The organism is Streptomyces pseudovenezuelae (assembly GCF_001513955.1).
In the GTDB taxonomy this organism is placed as follows: Bacteria; Actinomycetota; Actinomycetes; order Streptomycetales; family Streptomycetaceae; genus Streptomyces; species Streptomyces pseudovenezuelae.
Genome location: NZ_KQ948148.1, coordinates 428,019 through 444,659 on the forward strand (window position 1 = coordinate 428,019; position 16,641 = coordinate 444,659).

General features: G+C 73.1%; 13 protein-coding genes and 1 pseudogene. 9 read left to right on the forward strand and 5 right to left on the reverse strand.

Annotated elements, in window-relative coordinates; genetic code table 11:
• Positions 1 to 257: 257 nt before the first annotated feature.
• On the reverse strand, positions 258 to 983 hold the full coding sequence (locus AQI94_RS22310; protein ID WP_062229895.1) for a DUF4232 domain-containing protein: 726 nt from the start codon (positions 981 to 983) through the stop codon (positions 258 to 260).
• Positions 984 to 1,172: 189 nt separating this feature from the next.
• Here AQI94_RS22310 and AQI94_RS22315 point away from each other — a divergent pair, with 189 nt between their 5' ends.
• A complete protein-coding gene (locus AQI94_RS22315) occupies positions 1,173 to 2,498 on the forward strand; it encodes a helix-turn-helix domain-containing protein (protein WP_031061573.1) in 1,326 nt (441 codons plus the stop codon).
• Positions 2,499 to 2,517: 19 nt separating this feature from the next.
• Here the strand turns inward: AQI94_RS22315 and AQI94_RS22320 are convergent, their stop codons facing one another.
• Together AQI94_RS22320 and AQI94_RS22325 are read right to left on the reverse strand one after the other, a co-directional pair.
• The gene (locus tag AQI94_RS22320) at positions 2,518 to 3,876 is read right to left on the reverse strand and encodes a phosphatase PAP2 family protein (RefSeq protein ID WP_051833053.1); all 1,359 of its coding nucleotides are present in this window, start codon (positions 3,874 to 3,876) and stop codon (positions 2,518 to 2,520) included.
• A 246-nt stretch (positions 3,877 to 4,122) separates the two neighbouring features.
• A complete protein-coding gene (locus tag AQI94_RS22325) occupies positions 4,123 to 4,959 on the reverse strand; it encodes a helix-turn-helix domain-containing protein (RefSeq protein WP_031061567.1) in 837 nt (278 codons plus the stop codon).
• 113 nt (positions 4,960 to 5,072) lie between these two features.
• On the opposite strand from AQI94_RS22325, the gene AQI94_RS22330 reads away from it, so the two are divergent.
• On the forward strand, positions 5,073 to 5,669 hold the full coding sequence (locus tag AQI94_RS22330; RefSeq protein WP_031061565.1) for an NADPH-dependent FMN reductase: 597 nt from the start codon (positions 5,073 to 5,075) through the stop codon (positions 5,667 to 5,669).
• 25 nt (positions 5,670 to 5,694) lie between these two features.
• Here the strand turns inward: AQI94_RS22330 and AQI94_RS43005 are convergent.
• A pseudogene (locus AQI94_RS43005) lies at positions 5,695 to 6,063 on the reverse strand (SDR family NAD(P)-dependent oxidoreductase); the annotation flags it as partial.
• 695 nt (positions 6,064 to 6,758) lie between these two features.
• Here AQI94_RS43005 and AQI94_RS22335 point away from each other — a divergent pair.
• The 5 genes from AQI94_RS22335 (at position 6,759) to AQI94_RS22355 (ending at position 12,859) form a co-directional block, all read left to right on the forward strand.
• Positions 6,759 to 6,962, forward strand: a complete 204-nt coding sequence (locus tag AQI94_RS22335) for a cold-shock protein (RefSeq protein WP_007383480.1) — start codon at positions 6,759 to 6,761, stop codon at positions 6,960 to 6,962.
• Between the two features lie 205 nt (positions 6,963 to 7,167).
• The gene (locus AQI94_RS22340) at positions 7,168 to 8,598 is read left to right on the forward strand and encodes a DEAD/DEAH box helicase (RefSeq protein WP_062229896.1); all 1,431 of its coding nucleotides are present in this window, start codon (positions 7,168 to 7,170) and stop codon (positions 8,596 to 8,598) included.
• Positions 8,599 to 8,722: 124 nt separating this feature from the next.
• Positions 8,723 to 9,025 carry an SCO5918 family protein gene (locus tag AQI94_RS22345; RefSeq protein WP_062229897.1) on the forward strand — a complete coding sequence of 101 codons (303 nt, stop codon included), beginning with the start codon at positions 8,723 to 8,725 and terminating at the stop codon, positions 9,023 to 9,025.
• A 195-nt stretch (positions 9,026 to 9,220) separates the two neighbouring features.
• Complete coding sequence (locus AQI94_RS22350) at positions 9,221 to 11,659, forward strand: ATP-binding SpoIIE family protein phosphatase (protein WP_062229898.1); 2,439 nt, start codon at positions 9,221 to 9,223, stop codon at positions 11,657 to 11,659.
• Between the two features lie 96 nt (positions 11,660 to 11,755).
• Positions 11,756 to 12,859, forward strand: coding sequence for an ABC-2 transporter permease (locus AQI94_RS22355; RefSeq protein ID WP_037943830.1), 1,104 nt, complete (start codon positions 11,756 to 11,758; stop codon positions 12,857 to 12,859).
• 63 nt (positions 12,860 to 12,922) lie between these two features.
• On the opposite strand, the gene AQI94_RS22360 is transcribed toward AQI94_RS22355, so the two are convergent.
• Complete coding sequence (locus AQI94_RS22360) at positions 12,923 to 14,158, reverse strand: acyltransferase family protein (protein ID WP_031051801.1); 1,236 nt, start codon at positions 14,156 to 14,158, stop codon at positions 12,923 to 12,925.
• 162 nt (positions 14,159 to 14,320) lie between these two features.
• Here AQI94_RS22360 and AQI94_RS22365 point away from each other — a divergent pair, with 162 nt between their 5' ends.
• Together AQI94_RS22365 and AQI94_RS22370 are read left to right on the forward strand one after the other, a co-directional pair.
• Entirely contained in the window at positions 14,321 to 15,043 is a 723-nt protein-coding gene (locus AQI94_RS22365) for a response regulator transcription factor (protein ID WP_031051802.1), read from the forward strand.
• An 80-nt stretch (positions 15,044 to 15,123) separates the two neighbouring features.
• Positions 15,124 to 16,506: a sensor histidine kinase gene (locus AQI94_RS22370; RefSeq protein ID WP_079062560.1), complete on the forward strand. Its 1,383-nt coding sequence runs from the start codon at positions 15,124 to 15,126 to the stop codon at positions 16,504 to 16,506.
• Positions 16,507 to 16,641: the final 135 nt, after the last annotated feature.

Sequence of the window (16,641 nt, forward strand, 5' to 3'; positions counted from 1 at the left end):
ACCTGACCACCCCCACGCGAGGGACGGGCGTGAGCGGTCGTGGGGCCGGTCCCCCCTCCCGGGGACGGGATCCGACCGCCGGGGTCACCCTGCGGAAAACCGGGGGCGAGGGTGCGGGGAACCGCGCGCGCTCGAGCGGCCCCGGGGCGGGCCTCGCCATCGCCCTGGAGAACCTCTTCCCGCCCCTGCCCGGCGAGGTGATCCTCCCCCTGACCAACTTCGCGGCCGGGCAGGGACAAGCCCGACCGCGCGGGCTGTCACCAGCTGACGGCGTCGTCCATCGACTGCTGCCAGTACGTGACCTTGAGGGAGTCGTCGACGTAGGTGCCCTTCGCGGGCAGCGAGGGGGTGGCGGCCCTGCCGACGCTGCCGCTGCCGGAGCGGCCCTGGAAGTAGACGGTCAGGGTCTTCGCGGTGTAGCCGTTCGCGCCGCTGCCGTCGGTGGCGGAGAGGTTCACGGAGGCGTAGCCGGACTCGCCCGGTGCGAGCGTGACGACCGCCTGCGGCTGCGAGGCCTCGATGACCGGGGGCACGGCCTGGGCCTCGCCGAAGCGGACGACCGGGTAGCCGTACAGGTAGCAGCTCTTGCTGCCGGTGTTGGTCACCGTGAGCAGCATGTGGTTCACGGGACGGGTCAGCGGGGCCGCGACCGTCCTGGTGGTGGAGCCCTCGCAGGTGACCGGCCTGCCGGCGGAGGAGGGCGCCTTGGACACGGCGGTGCGCGAGGCGGAGGTCCCCGCGCCGCCGCCCGCGGAGCCGGCGTCGGCGCCGGAGGGGCCCGTGGCGGCCGAGGAGTCCGTGGCGGGCGCCTGGTCCGTCGCCGCCGAGGGGGCCGGGGAGGCGGTCGCGGGGGAAGTGCTCGCGCCGGTCGCGTGGCCCTCGTCCTGGGTGCCGGTCCCGTCGTTGCACGCGGTCAGCGAGAGCGCGGCGAGGACGGTGGTCGCGGCGACGGCGACGAGACGGGTGCGGGAGATGCTGGACATGGTGGCTGTGCCCCTTCGGAGTTGGGGTGGCGGTGGTGATTGGATGACCGAAGCTTGTGGGGTGATCCGTCCCGACCGCCACGCTCAGCGGGCAGTTGGGGACACTGGAACGCCGAAACGGGCTCTGAACAGGGGAAACGCACTGCCCCTGGAATGCGGTACTGGAATGCGGGGGGTTGAGGGGAACGGGTGTCAGGGGCAACGGGGACCGAGCGGACGGAGACGTTCGCGCAGCTGCTGCGGGAGCTCAAGGACCGGTCGGGGCTGAGCTACGGGACGCTCGCCAAACGTCTGCACATGAGTACGTCGACGCTGCACCGCTACTGCAACGGCACGGCGGTGCCGGTCGAGTACGCCCCGGTGGAGCGCCTCGCGCGGGTCTGCCGGGCCACACCGCAGGAGCTGGTGGAGCTGCACCGGCGCTGGATCCTCGCGGACGCGGAACGGGGGCGCAGGCCGGACCAGGCCGCGGTGAAGGAGCCGGCCGGGGAGGCGGGTGCGGAGGGGTCCGGGTCAGCTGGTGACGAGGCCGCGCCCGAGGACGACGAGCCGGTGGTCACGGACACGGACACGACGGACCGGGCCACGCCGTCTCGTCACGCCTCCTGGCTGCGCCGACGCCGTACCGCGTTGATCGCCTCCGTCGTGGTGGTCGCCGCGCTGGGAGCCGGCGCCTACGCCCTGCGTCCGACGGCCGTCGGGGACACCTCGGCGCCGGCGTCCACCGGCACCCTCGCCGCGGGCGCCTCTCGGCAGCCTCCCGTCGCCCCGTCCGCCGACGGGAACGGACACGAGCCGTCCGCGTCGGCCACCGGCTCGCCCACCGCGGCCGCCGGGTCCGGGGGCGGACGGTCCGGCACCTCGCGGGGCGACGGCAAGCAGGGCGCGGGCCGGTCCACCGGCGGCGCCACCGACACCGTGCCGCTCACGGTCGGCGTCCGCCCCTACGTCTACGACAGCCCGTGCAGCCAGCACTTCCTCGTCGACAGCGATCCCGAGCAGGTCGGCCCCCCGGCGTCCGAGCAGGACGCGCCGCGCTGGGCCGCCGCGTACGGGGCGGTCTCCTCGGGCGAGCAGCGGATCGCGCTCACCGTCCAGGGCACCGGCCAGGAGACCGTCGTCCTGAACGCCCTGCACGTCCGCTTCCTCACCAAGGGCGCGCCGCTCGCCTGGAACGACTACTCGATGGGCGTCGGCTGCGGAGGCGGTGTCGGCACCAAGTCCTTCGACGTCGACCTGGACAACGGCAGCCCCGCGGTCACCGTGAAGAACGGCCAGCGCGACTTCCCGTACAAGGTCAGCGAGTCCGACCCGGAGGTCTTCTACATCAACGCCCGCACCAAGGCGCACGACGTCCGCTGGGATCTCGGCCTGGACTGGTCCAGCGGCGGGCGCAGCGGGACCGTCCACATCGACGACGGCGGCAAGCCGTTCCGCACCAGCGCCGACGTGGCCCGCCCGGGCTACGACTATCCGCTGGGCGGCGGCGAGTGGATCGAGCGGGTGGGCGGCTGATCCCGGGGTCCGCCGCGGTTCACAGCAGTTCGGGCTGCGGTTGCGGCGCTCGCGTCGGCGCCGGCGCCGGTTCCCACCGGGCGACGGTCCGCAGGTAGCCGTAGATCACCGAGGCCATCGCCAGCAGGAGCAGCGGTCCGGCCAGCCAGGGGTACTCGGCCATCTGCACCGGCAGCCAGCGGTACGACACCAGGAGCGCGACGAAGACCGTGGCGCCGTAGGCGGTCAGCCGGACCCCGGAGCGGTCCCAGCCGCGGTCGAACGCGCGCAGGCCCGCCTCGATGGTGAGGGTGAACACCACCCCGGCGACGAGGTCCACGCCGTAGTGGTAGCCGAAGCCCAGCGTGGCGCAGAGGGTCGCGATCAGCCAGAAGGTGCCCGCGTACCGCAGGAGACGGGGGCCCTTGCGGGAGTGGATGAAGATCGCGGTGGCCCAGGCGGTGTGCAGGCTGGGCATGCAGTTGCGGGGGGTGACCCCGTCGAACGGTATGGAGTGGGGGGCGGATATCGGCGGCGGGGTCTGCGGCCACAGGTTCGCCACCGCCCAGTGCCCGTCGCTGGGTATCTGCGGTGACCACAGGGCGATCGAGGCCCAGTGGTCGGTCCCGGTGCCGTAGGCGAAGACCGGTCCGACCACCGGGAAGATCATGTAGACGGCCGGTCCGAGGAGGCCGATCAGCAGGAAGGTGCGCACCAGGTGGTGGCGCGGGAAACGGCGTTCCCTCCCCACGTTGCGCAGTTGGTACAGCGCGACGACCACCGCGGCCACCGCCAGCTGGCCGTAGATGGTGTCGAGGAAGTTGAAGCCGATCGCCCCGGTGGCCGTGACGATCCGGCCCATGATCCACGAGGGGTTGCCCAGGGCGTGGTCGGCATTGGCCAGATACGGGTCCAGGACCAGGTGCCGGCTCTTCGCGGTGATGAGGAGCCAGGTGTCACCGGTCTTGCGGCCGGCCACCAGGAGCAGGCCCAGTCCGACGCCCTTCAGCAGCAGGACGCGGTCCGGGCCGGTGCGGCGGGTGAGGGCGAAGACCGCGCAGCCCACGATCACCCACAGCGCGCCGTTGCCGAAGGGGTGGCCGTGGGTCACCTTGATGTCGAGCGTCCACCGGACCACCGCGATGACGAGGTCGATGCCGATCGCGGTACCGAGCACCACGAACCGCTGCCGCCAGGTGAGCACCACCATCATCAGCGCCAGGCCGGCGTACAACAGGGGGCCCGACTTGGGCGGGTACACGAACTCCCGCAGCTGGGTGCCGAGCGGCCCCGGCAGACCGTAGCGATGTGCGGTGATCTCCATCGCGACGAAGAAGCCGAGGGCCACGACGGCCGCCGCGGCCCAGAGTCTCGTCCGCGAAGGAATCCGCGGTGGCATGTGTATCAATTTCGGCCAATTTCACTAGATGCTCGTCAGAGAACCGCCCGCCCGACTGAGGAAGAGGGAAGGATCGCGGTCCGGGTTCCTGTGTCCCCCCTGAGAAGCCCGGCTCACCGAAGATGCAGGGTATGACACGGCAGCGGTAATCGAACACCGAGCTGCACGGTCCGATCCGTCCCGGCCGTGGGCCGCGACCGTCGCCCGGTTCCCGGCGCAGGGATCAGGTCCGCGCGCGGCGACGCGTCAGGAGATGGCCCTCAGACCGCCGTGGGCCGGGCGGCGCAGCTCGTCGACGGCCTGGGCCGTCGTCTCGTCCGCGGGCAGGAGGACGACCAACTGCTGTGCGTCCACGGGTAGTTCGAGTGTCTCGCGGACCAGCCGGAGTTCGCGTCCGGAGGGATGGCGGAGCCGGAGGTCGCCACGCTGCGGAACGACGTGCCGGTGCAGGCGGCGAGTGAGATCGGGGCCGGCGACGGGTGCGAGCTCCGCGGTGAACCACTCGTAGGAGTCGAGGGACGGGCCCAGCCACAGGTCGAATGCCTGCTCGTCCGCGACGAGGTCCCAGTCGGCGAAGAACGACCGGGCACGGGGGTCGGTGAAGACGTACCGGGTGAGGTTCGGGGTGCCGGAGTCGAGCAGTCCGGTCCCGCTCGTCACCGCGTCGAACGCGCTGGTGTGGGCGAGGATGTCGCCCATCCGGTTGGTCACCAGGGCGATGCCCGGCTCCAGCAGGCGCAGTGTCCGCAGCACGGACGGCCGTACTTCACGCGAGGGCGGGGCGGGCCTGCGGTGGGCGGTGCACTCACCGCCGCTGATCTTCGCGAGGTAGCGCAGGTGGGCGCGCTCCGCCGGGTCGAGGGCGAGCGCGTCGGCCAGGGCGTTGACCACCGCGACCGAGGGGTTGCGGTCGCGGCCCTGCTCGATGCGGGTCAGGTATTCGACGCTGATGCCGGCCCGGGTGGCCAGATCCGACCGGCGCAGCCCCGGTGACCTGCGGCGGCCGTGGTCCGGCAGGCCCAGCGACGCGGGCTGGACGCTGTCCCGCCTGGCCCGGACGAAATCCCCCAGTGGTGTCCCCATGGCCCGAGCATAGGACGCCGCCCCGCCGTCCGCGGAGGGCTCAGGGTGGCCCTGCGGGGGCCAGCCTGAGCCCGGTCTGGCTGGGGTCGCGGCGGGGTTCGATCGTGGTCGGCATGGAAAACGACAAGCACAAGCTGGTGATCGTCGTCGGAAGCGTCCGGGAAGGACGGTTCGGGCCGGTCGTGGCCTCATGGGTCGCCGAACAGGCCGCGGCGCACGGGGGTTTCGAGGTGGAGGTCGTCGACCTGGCCAGCGTCGACGTCCCGTTGGCGCTGCCCGCGGTCTCACCGAAGTACGCCGGGGACGACTACCCGCGGCCGGCCGGGATGCGGCCGCTGACCGCGGCCCTGGAGAGCGCCGACGCGTTCGTCGTCGTCACCCCGGAGTACAACCACAGCTACCCGGCGTCCCTGAAGGCGGCGATCGACTGGCACTTCACCCAGTGGACGGCCAAGCCCGTCGCCTTCGTCAGCTACGGCGGCGCGGCGGGCGGGCGCCACGCGGTGCTGCACCTGGAGAACGTCCTGACCGAGCTGCACGCGGTCACCGTCCGCGACGGTCTCGCCTTCCCCAACTACTTCACCGCCTGGCAGGACGGCCATCCCCTCGACCCCGAGGCCGTCGGATACGCCAAGACCCTGCTGGAACAGCTGTCCTGGTGGGCAGGCGCCCTGCGCGCGGCACGGGAGGCGACGCTGTACCCGGCGTGAGGCGACGACCGGCCCGACCTGCGCACCGCTCCCCGTCGACGTCCACGACCGTCCCGTGCACGAAGGCCGCCTCGTCGCTGGCCGGCCAGACCACGACGTGCGCGATGGCGTCGGGGGTGCCGACGCTGCCGGCCGGGGTGCCCTCCATCATGACCTCGCCCGGGCGGGGCTCACCGCCCTCCGGGGCCGGGGGCAGGACGACACCCGGCGAGACGGCGTTCACGCGGACGCCCAGCGGGCCGAACTCCGTGGCCCACGCGCGCGTGAGCGTCTCCGTGGCTCCCTTGGTGGAGCTGCACAGCGTGCCGAGGGGAACGCCCAGGCGGGCGATCCGCGAACCGAGGTTGACGGCCACCCCGTCGCCGGCCTCCGTCATACCCGGGACGACGGCGGCCGGCGGAGGAAGGGCGCCTCCCGGGCCCGCTCGGCCGGGTCCTGGGAGGCGTCCTTGCTGCCGTCGAGGTCTGCCGCCAGGAACGACTCCCGAGGGCGACAGCGGTGGTCGGGCCGGCGGGCGGTACCCCGGTGACCCGGCATGCGCCCCCGAGTGGCGCTCACGTCGTCGACCCGTCCGCGTGGGGTGGATCACGTGGGCGCGGGGGGCGGATTTTCGGGCGCTTCGGGTGGGGGCGAAAGTCTGGTGTGATGGCATCACATTTACGGGGGTGTCGACGCCAGATTTGGGCCGCCTGGGCGGTGCCATGGCCGCCGGGAGCTCTCCCGACGGCCGTCTCGACGACGGGGCGGGCCGCCGCTGGGCCCAGAGGGCGGTCGCCGCCGGTGCTTCAAGGGTCAGCAGCAGGGCACCCGCGTGGAGGCGGCCTGCCGCGCGAATAACTGTCGCGGCCGCGACAGAATCACGGACCGGGCGCGGCGAAGTTTTCGATCGGGTCGCCACCAGAATGAGGGACGACGTAGATCCGCCCACCTACGGTGTGTTACCGTGATAAAAGTTGCAGTTTTGGTTTCCGGAGAATTTCTTCTCGAAGTTCACCGGCGTCTTTCCGGGTCTTCCGGAGGGGAGTCCATCGCGGCGACTCGGGGTCCGTACAGTGCGGGTCCCGGCACTGCCCCCTAGGGAGATTCAATATGGCATCTGGCACCGTGAAGTGGTTCAACGCGGAAAAGGGCTTCGGCTTCATCGAGCAGGACGGCGGCGGCGCCGACGTGTTCGCGCACTACTCGAACATCGCCACCTCCGGCTTCCGCGAGCTTCAGGAAGGCCAGAAGGTTACCTTCGACGTCACGCAGGGCCAGAAGGGCCCGCAGGCCGAGAACATCGTTCCCGCCTGACGCTGACGCGTATCTTCACGGCTGGGGCCCGCACTCTTGGGGTGCGGGCCCTGTCCCATTGCCCCGAAGAATCAGATTGTCCTGAAGAATCTGATTTTCTTCATTTTCCCCCGGCTCTTTCTTGCGAATTCTCGCGCGGCTTCACCGCGCCTTCGGAGGAATTCCTCGACACGTGCCGCACGCATCGAGGAAGGGTTCCCCTCCCATGAACCGCACCCGCCGTACCGGGAACAACGGGAACAACACGTCCCACCTCCGCTCCCGGGGCGCGAGCCACCAGCGCTCCCGCCCGGCCGCCGCTCCCCGCGGCGAGTTCACCCTCCCCACCACCGTCACCGAGGCCCTGCCCGCGGTGGAGGCGTTCGCCGACCTCGACCTGCCCGAGCGCCTGCAGGCCGCGCTCCTGGCCGAGGGTGTGACCACGCCCTTCCCCATCCAGGCGGCGACCCTGCCGAACTCCCTGGCCGGCCGTGACGTCCTGGGCCGTGGCCGCACCGGCTCGGGCAAGACGCTCGCCTTCGGTCTGCCGCTGCTCGCCCGCCTGGACGGACAGCGCGCCGAGCCCCGGCACCCGCTCGCCCTGGTCCTCGTACCGACCCGCGAGCTCGCCCAGCAGGTCACCGACGCGCTCACCCCCTACGCGCGGGCGCTGCGCCTGCGCGCGGCCACCGTCGTCGGCGGCATGTCGATCGGCCGCCAGGCGTCCGCGCTGCGGGCCGGCGCCGAGGTCCTGGTGGCGACGCCCGGCCGGCTCAAGGACCTCATCGAGCGCGGCGACTGCAGCCTGAGCCAGGTGACGATGACCGTCCTGGACGAGGCCGACCAGATGACCGACATGGGCTTCATGCCCCAGGTCACCGCCCTGCTCGACCAGGTACGCCCCGACGGCCAGCGGATGCTCTTCTCCGCCACGCTCGACCGCAACATCGACCGGCTGGTGCGCAACTACCTGCACGACCCGGTGGTGCACTCGGTCGACCCGTCGGCGGGCACCGTCACCACCATGGACCACCACCTCCTGCACGTGCGGGACGACGACAAGCACACCACCGCCACCGAGATCGCCGCCCGCGACGGCCGGGTGATCATGTTCCTGGACACCAAGCACGCGGCGGAGCGCCTCGCCAAGCACCTGCTGTCGGTGGGCGTGCGGGCCTCGGCGCTGCACGGCGGCAAGTCCCAGCCGCAGCGCACCCGCACCCTCGGCCAGTTCAAGGACGGCCAGGTCACCGTCCTGGTGGCGACCAACGTCGCGGCCCGCGGCATCCACGTCGACGACGTCGACCTCGTCGTCAACTTCGACCCGCCCGCGGACCACAAGGACTACCTGCACCGCGGCGGCCGGACCGCCCGCGCCGGCGAGTCCGGCACCGTCGTCACCCTGGTCCTGCCGCACCAGCGGCGCGCGGTGGACCGTCTGATGTCCGACGCCGGCGTCACCGCGCGGACCACCCGGGTCCGCCCGGGCGAGGCCGAGCTGAACCGCATCACCGGCGCCCGCACCCCCTCCGGCGTGCCCGTCACCCTGCCCGCTCCGGCGCCCGCCGAGACCCCGAGGCGCTCCGGGTCCGCGGGACGGAACCGCAGCAGCCGCTCCGCGCGGGGCCGCCGCCGCTCCACCCCCACCAGCCGATAGCCGTACGACCGACTGACGGGGCCGGTGGCCGCGCCGCCGGTGTCCCCCGTCGAGAAGGAGACGAACAGGGCCGCACCCTGGCCGTTCTCACCGTCACGTCCCGACCGCTCCCCGTGGAGGCACCATGCGCATCGTCATCGCACGTTTTCCCTTCGACCTGACCATGAGCGAGGTCGAGAGGTCGATGGACGGCATCCAGCCCGAACCCGCCACCGGCCTGTGTGTGACCGTCGGCCCCCACGTCTACCCGGTCAAGCAGGTCGGTCAGGTCATCACCCGGCAGGACCGCCGCGACTTCACCGCCAGCGAGGTCGGCCGGGCCCTGACCCGGCTCGGCTTCACCTGCCACGAGGTCCAGCCGCCCCGCCAGGAAGCCTTCAACGACCCGGCGGCGTCGCTGCCCTGGGCCGACACCCCGCTGGGCTGACGCAGCAGGGCGCACGGCACGGCGGTCACGCAGCCGCACCCTCCCGCCGTGCGGCGCCCGCCCCGGGATCACCGCGTTCCGTTCCCCCTCCCCGCCGCCGCGTGCAAGACTGCGGCTCCGCACGGCAGCGCCGCCGTGGTGCCCTCTCCTCTGTCATCGCTTGAGCCGGGAGCCGCGCGGCGGGACGCTGGGAGCATGGACAGCAGGGGCGGCACACCCGGAGGCACCGTGGAGGGACGCGCACCCGAGGACCTGGCGGTCGTCGTCGACGACGCCGGGACCATCACGGTGTGGAGCGCCGGGGCGCGTCAGCTGCTCGGATACGAGGCCGAAGAGGTCGTAGGACACCCCGCGTCCGACCTGCTCGCCGCCGATCTGCCCGAGTCCGCCCGCCGCCATGTCGCCGAGGGCCGGCGCTGGGCCACCGAGGTCGCGCTGCGGCACCGGGGTGGCGGCCGGATCGTCGTACGGCTGAAGGGGACACCGCTCGCGGACGGCGACGGCGCGCGGCCGTGGCTGGTGACCGCGGCCGCCCGGGAGCACATGGCCGGGCCCGTCGGACCGGACGCGGAGGCCCTGTGGGACCTCACGCTCGCGCAGTTGCCCGTGCCGGTCGCGGTCTACGACACCGAGGCCCGGCTGGTGTCGGCCAACGAGGCCATGACCCGGGTGATGGGCCGCAGCGTCACCGAGATGCGCGGGCTGACCCTGTGGGAGATCGAGCCGAACCCGCCCTTCGACGAGTACGACCGCCTCCAGCATCAGGTGCTGCTCACCGGCGAACCGCTCTTCCACGAGAACTACGGACAGGCCCCCGGCGAGGTGCGGGGCCACGCCTGGTCGATGTTCCTCTCCCCGCTGAAGGACGAGAGCGGCGCGGTGCGGGGTCTGTCCGCGGCCGTCTTCGACACCACCGAGCAGTACTGGGCCCGCCGCCGCCTCGCCGTCCTCAACGACGCCAGCCTCCGCATCGGCACCACCCTGGACGTGACCCGGACCGCCGACGAGCTGGCCGAGGTGGCCGTGACCGGCTTCGCGGACTTCGTCACCGTGGACCTGCTGGAGTCGGTGGCGTTCGGCGAGGAACCGGAACCGGTGCCCCCGGACCGGCCGGTCACGGTGCGCCGTACGGCACAGCGCTCGGTCCTCGACGGCTGCCCGGAGTCGGTGGTCCCCACCGGCGAGCGGACGTTCTACCCGGTGGACACGCCCCCGATGCGGGCCCTGATCGCCGGTCGCGGCAACCGGCCGGGGCCCTTGGACCCCGGGATGCGGGAGTGGATCGAGTCCTCCCCCGCCCGTGCCGAGACCGTGGCCAAGTACATGATCCACTCGGTGCTGATGGTGCCGGTGCGCGCCCGAGGGGTCACCCTCGGCCTGGTGCACTTCCTGCGCCACCGTACGGCGGAGCCCTTCAGCGAGGACGACCTGCTGCTCGCGGAGGAGATCGTCGCGAGGGCCGCGGTGAGCGTGGACAACGCCCGCCGCTACACCCACGAACGCCGTACCGCGCTCACCCTCCAGCGCAGCCTGCTGCCCGAGCGGCCGCCGGACCTCGCGGCCATGGAGGTGGCGTACCGCTATCTCCCGGCGGGCTCCGGCGCGGACGTGGGCGGGGACTGGTTCGACGTCATCCCGCTGTCCGGCGCCCGGGTCGCCCTGGTCGTGGGCGACGTGGTGGGCCACGGCATCCACGCCTCGGCGACGATGGGCCGGCTGCGCACGGCCGTACGCACCCTCGCGGACGTCGACCTCGCCCCCGACGAACTCCTCACCCAGCTCGACGACCTGGTCGTCAGGCTCGACCGGGAGGAGGGGCCGGACACCCGCGACCGGGGTACGGAGGCCCCGACACCGAGCGAGGTGGGGGCCACCTGCCTCTACGCCGTCTACGACCCGGTCTCCCGGCGCTGCACGATGGCCCGCGCCGGCCACCCGCCGCCGGCCGTGGTCACCCCGGACGGCGAGGTCCGCTTCCTGAAGCTCCCGACCGGACCGCCCCTCGGCCTCGGCGGGCTGCCGTTCGAGTCCGTCGAGGTGGAACTGGAGGAGGGCAGCCTGCTCGCCCTCTACACCGACGGACTGGTCGAGACGCCCGACCGCGACATCGAGGTCGGGCTGAACCTGCTGCGCGGCGCCCTCGCCGACAAGGCGGGCCCGCTGGAGGAGACCTGCGACGAGGTCCTGCGGACGGTCCTGCCGGCCCGCCCGGCCGACGACATCGTCCTGATGCTGGCCCGCACCTCGGCCCTGGACGCCGGGAAGGTCCGCACCTGGCAGCTCCGGCGGGACCCGGCGGCGGTCGCACGGGCCCGCAAGGCGGCGAGCGAACAGGTGACGGCGTGGGGCCTGGGGGACGCCTCCTTCGCGACGGAACTGATCGTCAGCGAGCTCGTCACGAACGCCGTCCGCTACGGCGACGACCCCGTCGTCCTCCGGCTGATCCGTGACCACGCGCTGATCTGCGAGGTCTCCGACGGCAGCAGTACGGCTCCGCACCTGCGGCGGGCGAGGGTGTTCGACGAGGGCGGGCGCGGGCTGCTGCTGGTCGCGCAGATGGCGGAGCGCTGGGGGAGCCGGCAGACGGCCACGGGGAAGACGATCTGGGCGGAGCTGGGGCTGGCGGACGAGTAGGCGCCGGTGGCCGGTCCGTGGGTTGCCCGGGTTACCCGGTTTGCGCGGGACGGCAAACGGAACGGTGAATTCATCAGCCTGTGCGACGATGCGCGCGTGAACGCACCCTCCAGCCCTTCCACCGGCCCGTCCCCGACGGAGCCGGCCCCCAAGTCCTCCGGTTTCGCGGCGGAGTTCAAGGACGCCGTGACGTTCCGGGCCTTCGGCCTGGTCCTCGGCGGCCTGCTGGTCCAACTCGCCTTCGTCCTCTCGTACGTCGGCGCCTTCCACTCCCCCACCCCCCACCGCATCCCCGTGGCCGTGGTGGCGCCCCCGCAAGCGTCCTCGAAGATCGTCGCCCAGCTGAACGCGCTGGCCGGCGAACCCGTGAAGGCGACGGCGGCCTCCAGTACGGCCGTTGCCCGTGAGTGGGTCATGACGCGCCGCACGGACGCGGCCTTCCTCTTCGATCCGAAGGGCACCGAGGACACCCTGCTGGTCGCCTCGGCGGGCGGCCCGTCGGTCTCCCAGACGGCCACCCAGATCGCCCAGAAGATCGAGGCGTCCGAGAAACGCCGGATCACGGTGACGGACATCCAGTCCCCCAACTCCGGCGACGGCCGCGGCATGACGTCCTTCTACCTGGTCCTGGGCTGGGTGATCGGCGGCTACCTCACGGCGACGATCATGGGCATGGCGTCCGGCTCCCGCCCGGCGAACCGCCCCCGCACCCTGATCCGCCTGGCGGTCCTGATCCCGTACGCGGTGGTCTCGGGCGTGGCCGGAGCGGTGATCGTGGGACCGGTGTTCGACGCCCTGGGCGGCCACTTCTGGGCTCTGAGCGCGATCGGGACGCTGACCGTCATGGCCTCGGCGGCCACGGCACTGGCCCTGCAGACCCTGCTGGGCCTGCTCGGCACCGGCCTGGTCATCCTCCTGTTCGTGGTCCTCGGCAACCCGAGCTCGGGCGGCGTCTACCCGGCCCCTCTCCTGCCCGCCTTCTGGAGCGCGATCGGCCAGGCGTTGCCGCCGGGCGCGGGGACGACCCTGGTCCGCAACACGGTGTACTTCTCGGGCCACGCGACGAGTTCGGCGCTGTGGGTGCTGGGGGCGTACGCGGTGGGCGGAGCGGTGCTCGCCTGGGGGGCGTCCTGGTGGCGGGAAGGGCGAGGCAGTGCCGCGAAGGTGAGTCCCGGGACGGAGGCTCCGGTGACCGTCTGACGGGCCCCTGCGCGGGCCGGGGTCCGGGTGGGCGACGCCGTACCGTCGACCACCCGGACGGCCTCAGGCCGTCGCCGCCGCCGGGACCGGGCCCCTCGCCCTCGCCACCCGCGCCCTGCGCAGGAACGGCCTCTCGATGGCGTAGTACGACAGCAGGGCCATCAGCAGTGTCAGCACCACCGTCGCCGCCAGTCGTCCCTCCTGGACGCCGAGGGAGGCGAGGAGTCGTACGACCGGGTAGTGCCAGAGGTAGATGCCGTAGCTCAGGTTGCGGCCCACCCAGGCCAGGGGGGTCAGGGCCAGCAGGCGGGACAGGCGGTTCTCGGGGCGCAGTTCCAGGGCGGTGACCAGGGTGGCGGAGAGGGCGGCCACGGCGAGGATGCCGACGGTGTACCACGTGGCCGTCCACACACCGAGGTCCTCGGTGACCGGTACCTGCCAGGCGATGAGAGCCAGCAGGGCGAGGGACGGCCAGGCCAGCCGGGCGGACCAGGTGCGCAGGAGGTCAAGGCGCGGGTCGTCGGAGCGCAGGCGGGCCAGGGCCACGGCCACCAGGGCGCCGGCCAGCAGCTGGTCGGCGCGGGTGTCGGTGCCGTTGTAGATGCGGTGGGCCGCCTCCGGGGTCCACAGCACGCAGCGCCAGAGCAGCGGGAGCACGCACAGGGCGGCCGTGCTCAGCAGGACCGTGCGGGCCCGGAACCGTCGCAGGAGGAAGAGCAGGGCGAGCGGCCACAGCAGGTAGAACTGCTCCTCCACACCCAGGGACCAGGTGTGCGCGAGCGGGCTGGTGAGGTCGGAGTAGGCGCCGGGCTCCATGGCCCGTACGACGTTGGTGAGGAAGACGGCCGACAGGCCCGCGGCCTGGAGCGAGCCGTCGAAGCCCCACAGGGACGTCGTCGACGCGAGCAGCACGCAGACCGCGCACAGCGCCAGCAGGGCGGGGACGAGCCGCAGCCAGCGGCGGCGGTAGAACGACATGAGGGAGATCCCGCCGCGGCGGACGTACTCGGCGATCAGCAGGCGGGTGATGACGAAGCCGCTGATGGTGAAGAAGACGTCCACGGCGACCGCGCCGCCCGGCAGCACGTCGGGCTCCACGTGGTGGACGATGACCAGCGCCACCGCGAAGGTGCGCAGTCCGTCCAGGCCGCTCACCCGGCCGGTGCGGGACACCGCGGACGGAAAACCCCGGCTCGCACGGGGTGCGACCGGGGCGGGGGGTCTGCGGACACCGACCGCCGTGTCCGCTCCTTCCTGCTCGGTGTCCGCCACGGCTGTCGAGTCCGGTGCCTTCGCCATGAAAGAGATCTCTTCTCACCTGCCCGCTGAATCGAGTAATCCCGGTGCGCCTAACCGGAAATCACGCTCGCATGCGTCCCTGGGCGCCGACTGTGCGGAATCACCGCCCGGCCACAGCACGCGCACAGGGTCCGCTCAGACACCCGCGGCACAGTCCCCGCTATGCCTGCCACTCGTGAAATCCGCCGGGGCGCGGTGCGCGTGCTGATCGTCGACGACGAGCCCGAACTCACCGAACTGCTCTCGTGGGCCGTCGTCGACGCCGGCTGGCAGCCCTTCCTGGCCGGGGACGGCCGCAGCGCCCTCACCCTCGCCCGCGGTTGCGCCCCGCACGCCGTCGTCCTGGACGGGATGCTGCCCGACCTGGACGGTGTGCACGTCCTGCGCCGGCTGCGCTACGAGAACGCGCGGCTGCCCGTCCTCATGCTCACCGCGCGCGACTCCCTGGAGCACCGGCTCGACGGACTGTCGGCGGGCGCCGACGACTACGTCACCAAGCCCTTCTCCCTGCAGGAGGTCATGCTGCGGCTGGGTGCCCTGCTGCGCCGGGCGGGCGCCGAGCAGGAGGCCGCCGACGAGCCCGTACGGGTGCTCGGTGATCTCGTGCTGGCCGAGAGGACCCGCCAGGTGCAGCGGGACGGGACGCCGATCGCGCTCACCGCGAAGGAGTTCGACCTGCTGCACTTCCTGATGCGGCACCCGCGTCAGGTGCTCAGCAAGGCGCAGATCCTGGGCGAGGTGTGGAGCAGCTCGTTCGACAGCGAGGGGAACCTGGTCGAGGTCTACATCTACGGCCTGCGCGCGAAGATCGACAAGGGCCGGCCGCCGATGATCCACACCGTGCGCGGCGCCGGGTACGTCCTCAGGGCGGCGGACGGCGGGTGAGGACCGGGCGTGCCGCCCGGTCGCTGCGGGCGCGGCTGGTGCTGTGCACCTCCCTGGTGCTGTGCGCGGTGTGCGTGACGATGGCCCTGACCACGGTGCTCGTGCAGCGGGCCCGGCTGCTGGACGAGCTGGACCAGCGGGTACGGGACGCTGCCGCGCGCAGCCAGGGCGGCGCCCGCCACCGGGCGGGCGGCGACACCGACCTGAGCTTCCTCAGCGAGCGGGGGCAGCCCGCCGGGACCGTGGCGGCCCGGACCGAGGACGGCCGGGTCACCGCGGCCGAGGTGGTGGCCCGGGGCGGCGCCCGCCGGAGCCTGACCGCGGACCAGCGCGCGGCCCTGACCGGGGTCCCCGCGGACGGCGTCCCGCGCACCCGGACGATCCCGGGGCTCGGCACCTACCGGGTGACCGCCGTCGTCGGCGACGGGGCCGACGTCCTGGCCGCGCTGCCCATGGCCGCCGTACGGGACACGGTCCGTCAGCTGGTCGTGACCGAGACGGTGATCGCCGTGGCCGGGATCGCCGTGGCCGGCTGCGTGGGCGCGGTCGTCATACGGCGGCAACTGCGCCCCCTGGGGCGGGTGGCCGCCACCGCCGCCGAGGTCGCGCGGGCGCCGCTGGACCGCGGCGAAATCTTGGGCCTCACCCGGGTCCCGGCCGGGGACACCGACCCGGGCACCGAGGCCGGTCAGGTGGGTGCCGCGCTGAACCGGCTGATCGACCGGGTGGAGGCCGCGCTGGTCCAGCGGCAGCACAGCGAGGACCGGATGCGCCGCTTCCTCGCCGACGCGAGCCATGAGCTGCGCACTCCGCTCGCCTCCATCGCCGGGTACGCCGAGCTGATGGGCCGGGACGGGGCACGTGTCCGGCCGGAGTCGGCCTGGCAGCGGGTCGGCGCGCAGGCGGCCCGGATGACCGGGCTCGTCGAGGACCTGCTGCTGCTCGCCCGCCTCGACGAGGGACGGCCGCTGGAGACGGTGGAGGTCGGTCTGGCGACGCTGGTCGCGGAGGCGGTGTGGGACGCGCGGGCGGCGGGCGGCGATCACGACTGGCGGCTCGCCCTGCGCCTGGACGAACCGGCCACGGTGACGGGCGACCCGGCCCGGCTCACCCAGGTCGTGACGAACCTGCTGGCCAACGCGCGGGCCCACACCCCGGCGGGCACCCGGGTCACGGTCACGGTGGAGGCCACGCGCGCGTGCCGCGTGATCCGGGTCCGGGACGACGGCCCGGGCATCCCGCCGGCCCTCCTCCCGACCGTCTTCGCCCGCTTCACCCGCGCGGACGCGTCCCGTGCCCGCGCCCAGAACGGCGGGGGCACGGGGCTGGGCCTCGCGATCACGGCGGCGATCGTACGAGCGCACGGCGGACACATCGAGGTGACGAGCGAACCGGGACAGACGGAGTTCACGGTGACGCTGCCGGGGGTGTCGGGGGTGGACGGGGTGCCGGGGGCGGGCTGAGGGGTTCCCGGGGCATCCGCGGAGGGGCTGGTCGGCGCCAGCGTGTGTACGGAGAGTGGCGGGGTGCGGTGCTCTCGCGGGACGGTGGTGCGGGGGCGCGCACGGGGCAGGTCGAGGGGGCCGGTGGAGCGGGGT